Below are 12,655 nucleotides of genomic sequence, written 5' to 3'. Positions count from 1 at the left end.
TTTATTATGTTGAACACTATTTCTGTGATGGGTCGCTTGACCCGTGATCCCGAATTGCGTCAAGTCAGCAATGCCAATGTGTGTAACTTCACGCTGGCCTGTGACCGTGACTTCAAGGATAAGACCAGTGGCGAACGTGGCACCGACTTCATTGACGTGGTGGCATGGCGTGCCACGGCTGACTTTGTTAACAAGTTTTTCACGAAGGGGCGCACCGCTGTGGTGCATGGCCGTTTGCAAGTGCGTGATTGGAGCGATAAAGACGGTGTGAAGCGCCGTTCTGCTGAAATCGTCGCTGATACTGTCTACTTTGGTGATTCCAAGCCCAACGATGGTAGCGGCAACAATGCCCCATCCGAAGGTTTTGTCCCCAATTTCAACCCCAACGAAATGCCCATGCCAGACGGTAGCTACCCCAATGGCGGGTTTGCGCCTAACGCTGGATATGCACCCAATCAACCCCAACAAGGGCCTTACATTCCTCAACAACAAGGGTATCAAGGTGGCTATGCCCCCAATCAAAACGGTGGGTACAACCAAGGCTACAATCAAGGCAAGCGATAAAAAATCAGGGGGAGGCATCATGCCTCCCCCTGTGAATATACCCTTATGAAACCAAGGTGCTGTTATCGTATAGCTCATCGGGACAAATATCTTGCCCGTGAATCCATTCGATACTCAGCCCTGCAGGTTTTACGGTGCGAAAAAGTGTTGGGTTTTTGAGCTCTACAAAAGGGCCCCAATCCAGATATGGTGCAACGTCAAAGAGCTTCCGTTCTTGATTGCTAAAGGTAATCAACAATGTATAGTTGTCTTGCGGTTCCACATGAATGGCTTTTGGTCGTAACATATGCTCACCTCAATCCTTCAATTTTAATGAGTTCGCCACTTTCATTCCAGGCCGTCCAAGAAGCATTTAGTTCGTCTTCGTGGATGGCACACCATGCCTCCACCAATTTGGCTTTCTTTTTAGGCAAATTGCCTTCGATAAGATTGCCTTCAAAGTCGTAGACACCCTCAAATTCATTGAACTTGGCATGAAAATGTGGCATATGGTGTTTGGAGTTAATTTCCCTATAAATATAAATCAGAATACCGTAAAAAGAAGATAATACAGGCATGAACACACCTCCCAGAATAGTATATTGCACCTTTATATGGATAGTATATCACATCTCGCAATAAAATCAATCTATTTAACAACAGGAAGGAACCATAATGAAAAAATTTACAAGTCTAGCCCAAGTCCTCGCATCCCCGTGGGGACAGCTACAACAGACAAAGCCGCAAACCACCGACCGCATTTATAAATCTTCTCGTCTTGAGGACAGCATTTACGCTGACCTACGGCAAGAGGATGCCACACTAGACGAATTAGAGATGGAAGCCACACAAAAGCTGGCAAGTTTTCCGTCCCTCTCTCGTGATGTGTACCAGTCTTTCTACTCGCTGTCACCCAAAAAGAATGACGAAGGTACCTTGTCGGCACCTGCTCGCAAGTTCAATGGCAAAATCATCGACCATGTAGTTGGTGATGAGGACTATCCCACATTGAAAAGCATCTGCGAAGGGCGGGAGCTACCTGCCTTTGAAGCCGCCACTGAATTTGTAGGCCGTGTGTCTGAAAATCTGGATGGACTTCTGGAAGATATCGGCGGTAAAAAGGGTGCCCTGAACACCCTAGAGAAATTAGAGGATGCCAAGCTGGATGCGGAACGTGCCCTCAATGAAGCGCTGACCCGACTGGAGAGCAGTAAGCATCCTACCGAGCAACATCACAAAGATGTGGTAGATGCCGCCAACAAAGCGGCCTCTAAATCCCAGCAGGTAGCCGCTGTCACCCAGATGATTGATAGCAATCTGGCACGGAACAAGGCGCCTATCTCTGATAGCGTGTCCAGTGCTGTGTCTGCCGCCCTTGCCCGTGGAGAGGAAGTGCAAGATATCATCGAAGCGTGGAGCGACGAACCTAGTAATATGGAGCGTTCTCCTGCCAATCTGGAGCTGATTCGTCAGGTGCGACAGAGCAAATCTCTGCTGAACATCTCCAAATACTTAGGTCGTTTCCGTGAGATGTTCGCACAAGGGAAGAAAAACGGCTTTGCCTACGGCCGTGGGGAGACCTACTCTATCACGCTAGGGCGAGACATCTCTAAAGCACTGACTTCGGAGTTGGCCATGACAGCCACACCCAACACGTTGCCACTGTTCCTGCGGAAATATCAGCAGGGGCAGGTCAAGCAGTATCAGCGGCGTGAGCCCATCAAAAAGGGCATGGGCGACATCATCTGCTGTCTGGACGAATCTGGCTCCACCCGTGGTGATGCTGAAGCGTGGGGGAAAGCTGTGGCGATGACTTTACTAGAAATCGCCGCAGAGGGCAATCGTAAATTCGCCCTCGTCCACTTTTCCTCACATGGAGATTTTGTAACAGATTTATTTATCCCCGAGCAGTACGACACTGCCAAGAAGTTAAAGGCTGCTGAGACATTTTTAGACGGTGGCACCGACTATGAAACGCCACTAAACCAAGCCATGGATTTAATTACCCGAGGAAGCTTTGAAAATGCCGACATTGTGTTCATCACCGATGGTGTATGCAGTATCTCTGAGGGTTTCAAAGAACAATTACACACCACAAAGCAAGCTCATAATTTCTCCATTACAGGTATTTTGCTAGACAACCAAGGCGGTTACTTTCCCTTTACTTTAGCAGAATTTGCCGACCATGTGTATCGCACCAGTGAGTTACAGGGCGAGGAAATTGTGGAGAAGTTGGTTGTGGGTGCATAACATTACCATATATTTAAGGAGTGACAAACCATGAAATTGATTGATAGCAAAACAAAATTCATAACGCTCATTCTATCCCTTGGCTTTTTGTTGACAGCTTGTAGCGAAGACATTATTTCCAGCATACAAAATAGCAACTTTATTGACCTTGAGGCGGAATCAGCGTCCTCTACCATTGACAACACCACGGTTATTGCGTCCTTTGATTTGGATAATATACCCATTTATACCGACAGCCCTTATGTAATCATCAATGAAAACGTACCATTTTTTGATGACATGGAGCTGCCCACGTCCTCTTTTGAGCTGTACGCTCCATTGGATAGCTTGGAACGGTGTGGCACAGCTGTTGCCAATGTGGGTATTGACCTTATGCCTACTGAAGACAGAGAGAGTATTTCTAGTGTTTACCCCACCGGTTGGGAGCAAGCCCAATATGACATCGTATCTGGCGGATATTTGTACAATCGGTGTCATATTATCGGCTTCCAGTTGACAGGTGAAAATGCCAATGAAGAAAATCTCATCACAGGCACTAGACAGATGAATATTGACGCCATGCTACCCTTTGAAAACATGGTGGCAGAGTATGTGAAAGAAACAGAAAACCATGTGTATTTCCGTGTGACCCCTATTTTTGAAGGAGATAACTTACTGACCACTGGTGTGCTGATGGAAGCCCAGTCCGTGGAGGACGATGGCGACGGTGTAATGTTCAACGTATTTTGCTATAATGCCCAAGCAGGCATCACCATCGACTATACCACTGGCGAAAATTGGCTATCCATAGAGGGTGAAACTGTAGGAATGGAAAACGTGACTTATGAAGATGATACCAGCGTCGTTATCGTTGGACAAGACACGGAGGAAACTCCGTTGGAGAACATCATTGATATTGATACCAACGGTAACGGTATCGTCACCATCGCTGAAGCAGAAACGGCAGGCTATCAAATGCCCATCACCGCCGACCACTGGCTCTACACCTATATGCGAGATGCAGACGGCGACGGAGTGATTGGCGAATAAGAAATTATGGCTCTATGGATGTTTTCATCCATAGAGCCATATTCTTGTGCTCTCCCTGTTTATCGGGGTGCAGAAGTATAAAATCGGCTAAAAATCCCCCATGCAACCACCAGTTGCACACATTCCACCGCCACTTGGTTGACGAAAAGTTGTGATTTTGATATGATGAGGGAAATGCAAGCAGGAGGTACACCCTATGACACTAGGCAATCGCATCGCCCATCACCGAGGACGGCTACGGCTATCCCAGTTGGAGTTGGCGGAAAAACTGAGCGTTTCCCGCCAGTCGGTCTCTAAATGGGAGACTGACGCCAGCACACCAGAGTTGGAAAAGCTGGTGGAGCTTAGTAAGCTGTTCCAGCTTACACTAGATGAACTGGTGACAGGGGTGGAGATGCCAGAGGATGCCGCTGAACCAGCCAGCCCTCCACCACCGTCTGGACGTAGCACACGAGAAATTGTAGGCCTCATCTGCGGCATCTGCGGTGGTGTGGGCACGGGGTTAGGTATTCTCATCCCCCTTATCTGGGTGGTGACCATACCCCTATTACTCATCGGGCTATATCTCATTCGACCCAGCCTGGCATTGAAAACAAGTTGGGGATTGCTCTTTGTGCCACTGGTGTTTTTGCGACAATTTACTGGTATCTCTATGTGGACAATTTTCACGCTCTATTTCTATCAAGCAGGAATTTGGAACCACTTGCTGATTGGCTACGTCATCTGGGGACTTATCATCCTTTGGACAGTGTGCGCCATTCGCTTAGACAAGACCCGTAAATGGCGCGCCCTTGGCTGGGGCGCAATTCTGGTGGTGTGCCCTGATTGGTGGTCCATCACCTATTGGGTACAAAACTCCAACAGTCTATCTACGCTACCCATAACAGGATGGCTGCGCATGGGTGTTTCAATTGTGGTGCCTGTGGTCGTACTCGTTGCCACTTTGCGTAGCAGAAAATCCAAATTATGAGCAAACGCACCCTTGCCCGAATGGGTAAGGGTGCGTTTGCTCATAATATGCTCCGCTCAAATAATATAGTCTACAGCGATGGAATAATGCACCAAACTCTGACAACCATCATAGACTGAGGCATACCATCTTTGGTCGATTGGAGATTTTTATGAAATACTTTAAGGTCTTAATTCCACTTTTACTTGTAGGCATGATGATTTTGCCTTGTGCCGCTGCTGACACAGAGTATTACAAAGGCATTGATGTCAGTGTTTATCAGGGCGATATTACCTTCAGCGATGTTTTAGATGCTGGATATGAAGCCGTTTATATTCGTGCAGGCGAGGGCAGTGATATTACAGACAGCTATTTTGAGGATAACTACGAAAAAGCCTCTGAAGCTGGATTGGATTACGGCTTTTACTATTATGTGACTGCTACCAGCGAGAGCGAGGCGGAGACCCAAGCTGAGCGATTTGCCAGCTTAATTTCTGGAACAGGCTACACCCTGCGCCCTGCCATGGATTTTGAGTCTTTGAGTGATTTAAGCGATGATGAGGCCAATGAGATCGCCGCAGCATTCCTTTCCACTTTGGCCTCTGAAACAGGGGTAACACCTGCCATCTATTCCGATGCCAGTAATGTAGAGAGTGTATGGGATTCTAGCTTGGCAGACTATCCGCTGTGGGTGGCCGCTTATGAAGACTTGTCTACACCAGAGGACTATACCCTGCCTGATAACGATGTCTGGAGCAGTTGGAGTGGATATCAATATACAGATACTTTGTCAGTGGACGGCATATCGGGCGATGTAGATGGCGATATTTTTACAGATGCTCTGTTTATTTCAGACACAGACAGTACCAGCACCGACAGTACCAGTACAGATAGTACCTCAGACAGTACCAGCTCAGATAGCAGTACCAGCTCAGATAGTACCTCAGCCAGCACCTCAGACAGCACCACCACTGACAGTACCAGTTCGGATAGCACAACCACCACTGGAAGTAGCTATACCGTACAAAGTGGGGACACCCTTTGGAAAATCGCAGGGCTGTATAGTACCACAGTAGATGCGCTGGCCTCCTATAACGGCATTGATTACCCTGACTATATTTATGTCGGGGATATTATCGAAATCCCCTCAACAAGTACCAGTTCCTACACCATCCAATCTGGCGATACCCTATTTCAGATTGCCCTCACTTACGGCACCACGGTGTCAGAACTGGCTACCCTCAATAGCATAACGCAAATTCATTTGATTTATGTAGGGGATGTATTGCTGTTACCTGCTGGGTAAAGGTGAGTTTTCGCTATAGGTCATTAAATCCATATAAGATAGGACCAGAGTGCATTTCTCAAGCATAATTTGAGATGCAATGTGAATACGGCAAACAAGGAAGGCACTGAGTTTTGGCTCGGTGCCTTCCTTGTGGTTTATGGAATATCTTGCACAATATCTATCCGCTTCACTAACCATTGAAATTGCGTTGCTTTAATCCCCAGCTTTTCCCCAGCTTCTTTGGCGGTCAATGCTCCGTTCATATAGTCGGCATAAACTGCATCAAACCCTTTGGGATTGGGGGCGGCTCGTCTGCCACATTTCACTCCCCGTGCTTGGGCGGCGGCGATGCCCTCCGCTTGGCGTTGGCGAATAAACTCACGTTCCTGCTGACTGACGTAGGCCAACAGCATCAGCACCAAATCGGAAATCAAGGTGCCTATCAAATCTTTCTGGGCACCGGTGTCTAGCAATGGCATATCCAGCACCTTGATGTCTGCCTTAATTTCTGTGGTGATGTATCGCCATTGCTCTCCGATTTCTAGGTAATTTCTGCCCAGTCTGTCCAGCGATTTTATCACCAAGGTATCACCCTGTTTCAATCGCTTCACTAGCTTTTTCCACGCTGGACGATTAAAATCCTTGCCGCTGAGCTTGTCCATATACAGGTGCTGTTCTGTCACCAATGTCATTAAGTTAAGCTATTGAAACGCAAGAACAGCTAATAAAAAATCATCGGAATCTAAAAATGCGCAGGACAAGCAAGCAGATTTTTCAATCTGCTTGCTTGTCCTTATAACGTGGCATTACGCCAAGCGATAGAAAAAAGAGGTGTCGGTTCTGGGGTTCGTGTTGCGTCGCTTGCGTGGGTTTGAGGGCAAATTTCGCATGGGTGTTAGGTTTTTTGCGATGCAGGCTTCAACTTCGGCGACGGGTACATTCTTCCCAAAGAATTTACGACAAATTTGAGTGGCAACAGCGAAATTTATTTGATAAACCCGCTTTCTGGTAACTTTTTTTACAGCAATGCACGAGGTTATCAACTGTGTAAAATTGTATATAATCAACTTGGCGAAGATTTCTTGAAGAAGAAGCTTCGTCTTTTTGCTGTGAAAATACAGCAATCCGACGGTGAATTTCAAAGAGCGGAAGGACGTTTCGATACCCCATCGCTTGGCGTACAAATCCTTGAGGGCAGCAGAATCAAATTCACTTTTATCCAAATTTGTGGCAACCGTTTCGTAAGAATTTTCAGAAAGTTTAAAGCAAACGAGGCGAATATGTAACGGATATGGCTCGATTTTTTCATTTTTCTTTGTTTTGCAGGGTAAAAAATCAAATGGTGAACTATGGGCGATAAATTTCAGGTTTTGATTTTTGGCTTGCGCTGTTTGCTTATAATGGTCCCCCTGTCAAGACCACTTCCTCAAAATTTATCGTGAACACAACAACCTATTTTGCTTCCTGAGCCAAGCCTGGTTGTGGTTACCTCCAGGGTAGCCGCCCGAAGGGTTGCCTTGACCGACTGGGTCAGGCTGGTACAATGGGAAAGGCGAGGGGAACGGCCTCCGCCTACAACCCACGACCTCCCGTCGCCACCAGTCCTCAACCAGCCTGTGCCAGACTGTCAAGGTGGTTGGTTGGCGTTGTGAAGGCTGCCCCATACACGGCCTCTGGAGTCTGATTTCCCAGTGCTTGATGGGGTCTGAAGGTGTTGTACTGCTTGATATAATTTCCAATTCCACGGCGCAATACCCTAGGATTTTGATACTCGTTGAGGTAAATTTCCTCGGTTTTCAGGCTACGGAACCACCGCTCAATCATGATATTATCCGCCCAACGGGACTTACCATCCATGCTTTGGACAATGTGATTTGCCTTCAAAAACCCCTTATATTGGGAGCTTGTGAACTGACATCCTTGGTCAGAATTGAGAAAAGCGGGGGTGCCGTGGCTAGAAATTGCGCGCTGGACAGCGGCGATGACGTTATCTGTGTCCAGCGTATCGGACAGACTCCAGCCCACAATCAGACGGCTATACCAGTCGATAATCGCCGTCAAATACATGTGCCCGTGGTGCATTTTGATGTAAGTGATGTCGATTGACCACACTTGATTCGGGAACGAGACAACCTTATTTCTCAGCAAATATGGTACGATAGACTCTTTAAAGTTGCGTTTTGAGAGATTTGCCTTGGGATAGAGAGCATGAATTCCCATCTCGCACATCAGTCGCCTAACCAGCTTGCGACCCACAAAAATCTGGTCGGTGGCCAGCTTGGTCACCAGCTTTCGAGAGCCGATGTAGGGCATTTGGGTGTGCCAGTAGTCGATGCGTGCCATGATGTGCTCCCGCCAGCGCTTGGCCTCCTGGTCGACCTCCACAGGCTGGTAGTAGACCTGCCCTCGGGGCAGACCCAGCAGCTCACATTGACGGCGGATGGACAGGTCTGCGTCAGTCCTGAGGGAACTTGGGGACGGGGATGCCGCAGTCCCGAAAGGCACCCTGAATAAAGTCTCGCTCCAGTGTCAATTGGCCGATGGTGCGGAGCATCTGCTCCTTCTCTTTTTTCAGGGCAACCTCCTTCCGATGTGCTTCTTTGACCTGCTTTTTCTCATCGAAAACCTGACTGGCATTGGATATAAATTCCTTCTTCCAGTTGCGAATCATGTTGGGATTAACCCCCTGCTCGGCAGCGATAACGTTTAATTCCTTCTCACCCTGGAGGACTTCTAGGACGATCTTGGCCTTATATTCGGCGCTGTAACTGCTTCGTGGCATGATATGTTCTCCTCTCGTTTATCGTTTTTGATATTGTATCACGTTCACGATAATTTTTCGAGTGCTGGTTTGGTTTCTAGGGTCCATTATAGCTTGCGTGAAATGTGTAGCGTCAGTGAAACGTCAAACTCCTCACCAACAGGCAAAGATAATCCGTGACAAATACCGTTGCGTGAAGCAGAATCCTTCACTCTGACAAGGAATTTTTGCCCTCTTTCTTGCACATGAGCGAAATTATTGTACGATTCGTAGCCTCTATCAGCAATGTAAATGGTGGGTACTTTTGATTGATTACGTGCCACCATGGTGGCAAAGGCCTTGTTTTCACCCTTTTCAACCGTTGCATCCACGTAGGTTTTGCGCAAAATATCGTACATGGCGTTGAGGTGCAAAAGGTTAAAAGGCTTGGAGTCATTGGCCTTTTGATGGTAAGAATCCACTTCCTTTGGGTTGGTGGGAACGTGCAAACTAGAGCCATCCACAGCCAAAAGGCGGTAGCCACGGTGGGTGATGGGTTGGTTTGTTTCGGCAACAAATTGGTGGAATAAATCCTCGAAGGCAGTTGATTTGATTTTGTTTCGTTGTTGCACAAAAGCGGATACTGTAGGTGAGGATGAATGTATGCCGAATTGTTCGGATAATTCCCCATATAGTGTTTTTCCTGTGAGAGATAAGGTTGTTTCAATTACTTTTTCAAATGGTAACTTCCTATTTCGGGTGAAGTCTTTTTCTGGATTTTCAGCATATTTTACAGCGTTTTGCGAAAGGGCTTTTATGGATTTTTTTAGTGTTCTTTTTATGTTTTTTGTTGTGAATGTCATGTGTGCATCTCCTTTGTTATCAGCGTTATGCTCAATAACAAGGGTCGCCTTCATTGACTTTGGTCAATGAAGGCGACCGCACATTTTTTTGTAATTGTCAAGCTTTTTTTAAAAGGTTCTGGGTGTTTTTCTTGTAGCACCCAGGCTTATCTTAATGACATTGGTTCTGTCACCCCATACTTTACTAGCTCACGTCGTTGTCTGTCCTCGTTTTGTTTTTCACTTGATACTCGCATATAACCGTACATATTGCCCATAAAAAACCCTCCTTTGCAACACCATTGTAGCAAAAGGAAGGTGTAGGTTATTTGCAAAAAATTTGGGCATCTTAGATTTATGAATTATGGCGAAAGGCACTTGAATTGTGGTTGATTTTGACGTATAATGTATGCAGTTATACCCTTTTTTACCGCAAAGAAACCTACACCTTTATTTGATTAAAATCAGGCGGAATATCAGGTGAAAAGTATAATTACGATACGATTAAGTACAGTTTTAGAAGTGCAAGGAACTGGGAAAAGTGAGCAATTGAATTCTATGAAACGATATATTTTACGTTGTTTTGCGATGACGTGTATAATGGCGCTTTTACTCTCCACCATAGGTTTAGCTGTTGAGGTGGCTGTCGATGTCAGCTCTAGTGAGGTGATGGTAGAGGATATTTTAACGGAAGACGAAATTGCTTTCATGCAGTCTCAAGAGGTGTATTTGGTGGGCTATATGCCAGACCTTCAGCCTATGAGTTATCTCCACGGCGAGGAGCTTGCGGGTGCGGCGATGGATGTATTTTCTGCCATTGCTGAGGCCTTAGAGTTAAATGTAGAATACGTCAATCTTGGGGTGGAGGGGGCCTCCATTAACGATGTGGATTTTTGCATTACTCGGCAGTGTCCTGATATCGAGAATATCGCCCAAATTAGCCCCTCTTATTTCGATATGCCCTATGTCATGATTCATAATGATAACCTCGGGACAACCATTGACCTCCCTGTGGGTATTCTGGCCTACTATGATCGTTCACAAGATGATTTGGATGCTATGTTCGACGGTGCTGAGGTGATAGTCTTTTCGCAATTTGATGACTTAAATGCCGCATTTGCTGATGACTCCATTAGAGGTATGGTGCTCAGCACTGCACGGTATAATGTATCAAAGGGTCTAATCTCTAGCGAGAACTACACCATTGACCTTCTCTCTGACCATTACTACTGTGCCTTCGCCTATCCCAGTCATTTTTCTCAAGATAAAATTGATATTCTCAACAAAATGATTGGGTATCTGGACACTTCGGCCATCTCCTACTCCATCCTTAACCACTCGACTTATGTATACGCCCCCGACTTTACATTGGCTGAACTCATTGCTGCAAATCCCATGCGTGCCCTCCAGATAGCTATGATTATCGTGTTAATTGTGGTGGCTGCGGTGGGTGTAATGCAAGCGCTGGCAAACCGCAAGGAAAAACGCAATTTGAAGAGGACATTGACGGTGGACAGCGTCACTGGGCTGGCCACCCTCCACCACTTTGAGACAGAATTACTCCACCTCATGGATGAAAAGCCACAGAAACAGTACACCATCTTTTGCCTCGATATTGATAATTTCAAATACATCAACGAGCTTTACGGCTATAACACAGGCACCCTTGTGCTCAAGGCTTATGGTGAATATCTCCGTGAAACGGCCACCACTGCACTGGTGATTGCTCGAAGCTTTGCAGACCAATTTTGGATTTTAATCCCCACCCTAGATATTCATGTCGGCTATCTGGGAGAGGGTGCCCATTTCATGGAGTCTGGCTTTGCCGACTTTAGCCAACCCTTGGGACGTGACTACCACTACAGCCATAGCATTGGCTACTATCATATTACAGACCCCACCCTGTCCATCAGCTATATGTGTAACTGCGCTAAGCTGGCTAAGGATTTGGGCAAAGAGACAGCGGAGCTTACCATCCACGGATTCACACCTCAGATGTCTCAGGAGCGAGACAAATCCAATGAGATTGTCTCCCACATGAAAACTGGTGTGGCCAACAAGGAGTTTGTGGTTTATTATCAGCCCCAAGTACATCTGAAAACAGAGCAAACAGTGGGTGCCGAGGCACTGGTGCGTTGGGTGCGTGACGGGAAGTTGGTGCCCCCAACGACTTTATCCCCATTTTCGAAAAGAATGGATTCATCGAAACCTTAGATTACTATGTACTAGGCGAGGTGTGCCAGTTTATTCAAAGCCACAAGTCTGACAATCTCCCTGTCATCTCTGTGAACCTCTCGGGTGTCACCATTATGAAGCATAATTTCGTCCAGCAGGTCGCTGGTATTGTGGACAGCTATGGCCTCTCGCCCCGTCAGCTTGACCTAGAAATTACCGAAAGTGCTCTCATCAAAAATTTCGCAGTGGCCACCGACAAGATTCGCCAGCTACGAGAGCTCGGTTTTACCATCGCCATGGACGACTTTGGGGTAGGTATCTCCTCTCTGGGACGCTTGAAAAACATCCCTCTGGACACCCTGAAAATAGATCGCCAATTTATTGTGGACGCACTGGAGAGTAAAAAAGGTGCCTCCATTGTGGCACATATCGTTGGCATGGCACAAGAACTTCAACTGGAAACGGTAGCCGAAGGTTTGGAGACCAACCAGCAGATTGAGTTTTTCCGCAACTTAGGCTGTGATGTGGGCCAAGGCTATGGCTTTGCACGTCCCATGCCTCAGTCAGACTTTTTAGCATTTTTGGAAAAACAAAATTGACACTAGATGGAACCTGCATACCTTTCTTTGGGATGCGCTAGGGGGCTACCAACCACGGCCTCATGAGCATGTGAAAAAATCAATAACGAGAGCACCTCTGACCTTAAAAGGTTGGCAGGTGCTCTTTTTGCGTCCGCCGAACGGAGGTAATATCCTATGACTGCTCCCCCTAGACCAAAAACCGACCAAATAAAATCGCCAAGTTGGAGTAAATTACTCTCAACTTGGCGATTATTTAGT

Annotated in this window: 12 protein-coding genes and 1 pseudogene; 6 read left to right on the top strand and 7 right to left on the bottom strand. The window is 46.7% G+C overall.

All coding sequences use genetic code 11. The features are described 5' to 3' along the window. Nucleotides 1-6 precede the first annotated feature (6 nt). Nucleotides 7-564, top strand: coding sequence for a single-stranded DNA-binding protein (gene ssb, locus RFF05_RS08220; protein WP_409969871.1), 558 nt, complete (start codon nt 7-9; stop codon nt 562-564). A 43-nt stretch (nt 565-607) separates the two neighbouring features. On the opposite strand, the gene RFF05_RS08215 is transcribed toward ssb, so the two are convergent. Together RFF05_RS08215 and RFF05_RS08210 are read right to left on the bottom strand one after the other, a co-directional pair. Next, nucleotides 608-850 carry a DUF2442 domain-containing protein gene (locus RFF05_RS08215; RefSeq protein WP_409969870.1) on the bottom strand — a complete coding sequence of 81 codons (243 nt, stop codon included), beginning with the start codon at nt 848-850 and terminating at the stop codon, nt 608-610. Nucleotides 851-854: 4 nt separating this feature from the next. Continuing rightward, nucleotides 855-1,121 (bottom strand): DUF4160 domain-containing protein, encoded by a 267-nt coding sequence (locus tag RFF05_RS08210; RefSeq protein ID WP_409969869.1) that lies wholly within the window; start codon nt 1,119-1,121, stop codon nt 855-857. A 97-nt stretch (nt 1,122-1,218) separates the two neighbouring features. On the opposite strand from RFF05_RS08210, the gene RFF05_RS08205 reads away from it, so the two are divergent. The 4 genes from RFF05_RS08205 (at nt 1,219) to RFF05_RS08190 (ending at nt 6,077) form a co-directional block, all read left to right on the top strand. Further along, nucleotides 1,219-2,793, top strand: coding sequence for a vWA domain-containing protein (locus tag RFF05_RS08205; RefSeq protein ID WP_409969868.1), 1,575 nt, complete (start codon nt 1,219-1,221; stop codon nt 2,791-2,793). Nucleotides 2,794-2,823: 30 nt separating this feature from the next. Next, nucleotides 2,824-3,822, top strand: a complete 999-nt coding sequence (locus tag RFF05_RS08200) for a DNA/RNA non-specific endonuclease (RefSeq protein WP_409969867.1) — start codon at nt 2,824-2,826, stop codon at nt 3,820-3,822. 196 nt (nt 3,823-4,018) lie between these two features. Continuing rightward, the gene (locus RFF05_RS08195) at nt 4,019-4,792 is read left to right on the top strand and encodes a helix-turn-helix domain-containing protein (protein WP_409969866.1); all 774 of its coding nucleotides are present in this window, start codon (nt 4,019-4,021) and stop codon (nt 4,790-4,792) included. Nucleotides 4,793-4,943: 151 nt separating this feature from the next. Continuing rightward, the gene (locus RFF05_RS08190) at nt 4,944-6,077 is read left to right on the top strand and encodes a GH25 family lysozyme (RefSeq protein WP_409969865.1); all 1,134 of its coding nucleotides are present in this window, start codon (nt 4,944-4,946) and stop codon (nt 6,075-6,077) included. 137 nt (nt 6,078-6,214) lie between these two features. On the opposite strand, the gene RFF05_RS08185 is transcribed toward RFF05_RS08190, so the two are convergent. From RFF05_RS08185 to RFF05_RS08165, 5 genes are all read right to left on the bottom strand, one after another. After that, entirely contained in the window at nt 6,215-6,751 is a 537-nt protein-coding gene (locus RFF05_RS08185; RefSeq protein ID WP_409969864.1) for a recombinase family protein, read from the bottom strand. 114 nt (nt 6,752-6,865) lie between these two features. Next, entirely contained in the window at nt 6,866-7,417 is a 552-nt protein-coding gene (locus RFF05_RS08180) for a transposase (RefSeq protein ID WP_409970093.1), read from the bottom strand. Nucleotides 7,418-7,664: 247 nt separating this feature from the next. Further along, complete coding sequence (locus RFF05_RS08175) at nt 7,665-8,564, bottom strand: IS3 family transposase (RefSeq protein ID WP_409967433.1); 900 nt, start codon at nt 8,562-8,564, stop codon at nt 7,665-7,667. Then, the gene (locus tag RFF05_RS08170; RefSeq protein ID WP_409967432.1) at nt 8,515-8,841 is read right to left on the bottom strand and encodes a transposase; all 327 of its coding nucleotides are present in this window, start codon (nt 8,839-8,841) and stop codon (nt 8,515-8,517) included. The genes RFF05_RS08175 and RFF05_RS08170 overlap by 50 nt, the downstream gene beginning before the upstream one ends. A gap of 86 nt (nt 8,842-8,927) precedes the next feature. Next, the gene (locus tag RFF05_RS08165; protein WP_409969863.1) at nt 8,928-9,716 is read right to left on the bottom strand and encodes a transposase; all 789 of its coding nucleotides are present in this window, start codon (nt 9,714-9,716) and stop codon (nt 8,928-8,930) included. Between the two features lie 483 nt (nt 9,717-10,199). Here RFF05_RS08165 and RFF05_RS08160 point away from each other — a divergent pair. Then, nucleotides 10,200-12,415: pseudogene (locus RFF05_RS08160) on the top strand (EAL domain-containing protein). The last annotated feature ends 240 nt before the right edge of the window (nt 12,416-12,655 follow it).

Source organism: Bengtsoniella intestinalis, from assembly GCF_039719005.1.
Lineage (GTDB): Bacteria > Bacillota > Clostridia > Oscillospirales > Oscillospiraceae > Oscillibacter > Oscillibacter intestinalis.
This window is presented reverse-complemented; position numbering and strand designations above follow the sequence as displayed.

Coding starts and splice junctions, on each gene's coding strand:
- RFF05_RS08215 (WP_409969870.1), bottom strand. CDS start 850: ATGTTACGACCAAAAGCCATTCATGTGGAACCGCAAGACAACTATACA.
- RFF05_RS08185 (WP_409969864.1), bottom strand. CDS start 6,751: ATGACATTGGTGACAGAACAGCACCTGTATATGGACAAGCTCAGCGGC.
- ssb (WP_409969871.1), top strand. CDS start 7: ATGTTGAACACTATTTCTGTGATGGGTCGCTTGACCCGTGATCCCGAA.
- RFF05_RS08170 (WP_409967432.1), bottom strand. CDS start 8,841: ATGCCACGAAGCAGTTACAGCGCCGAATATAAGGCCAAGATCGTCCTA.
- RFF05_RS08205 (WP_409969868.1), top strand. CDS start 1,219: ATGAAAAAATTTACAAGTCTAGCCCAAGTCCTCGCATCCCCGTGGGGA.
- RFF05_RS08190 (WP_409969865.1), top strand. CDS start 4,944: ATGAAATACTTTAAGGTCTTAATTCCACTTTTACTTGTAGGCATGATG.
- RFF05_RS08165 (WP_409969863.1), bottom strand. CDS start 9,716: ATGAAGGCGACCCTTGTTATTGAGCATAACGCTGATAACAAAGGAGAT.
- RFF05_RS08210 (WP_409969869.1), bottom strand. CDS start 1,121: ATGCCTGTATTATCTTCTTTTTACGGTATTCTGATTTATATTTATAGG.
- RFF05_RS08200 (WP_409969867.1), top strand. CDS start 2,824: ATGAAATTGATTGATAGCAAAACAAAATTCATAACGCTCATTCTATCC.
- RFF05_RS08195 (WP_409969866.1), top strand. CDS start 4,019: ATGACACTAGGCAATCGCATCGCCCATCACCGAGGACGGCTACGGCTA.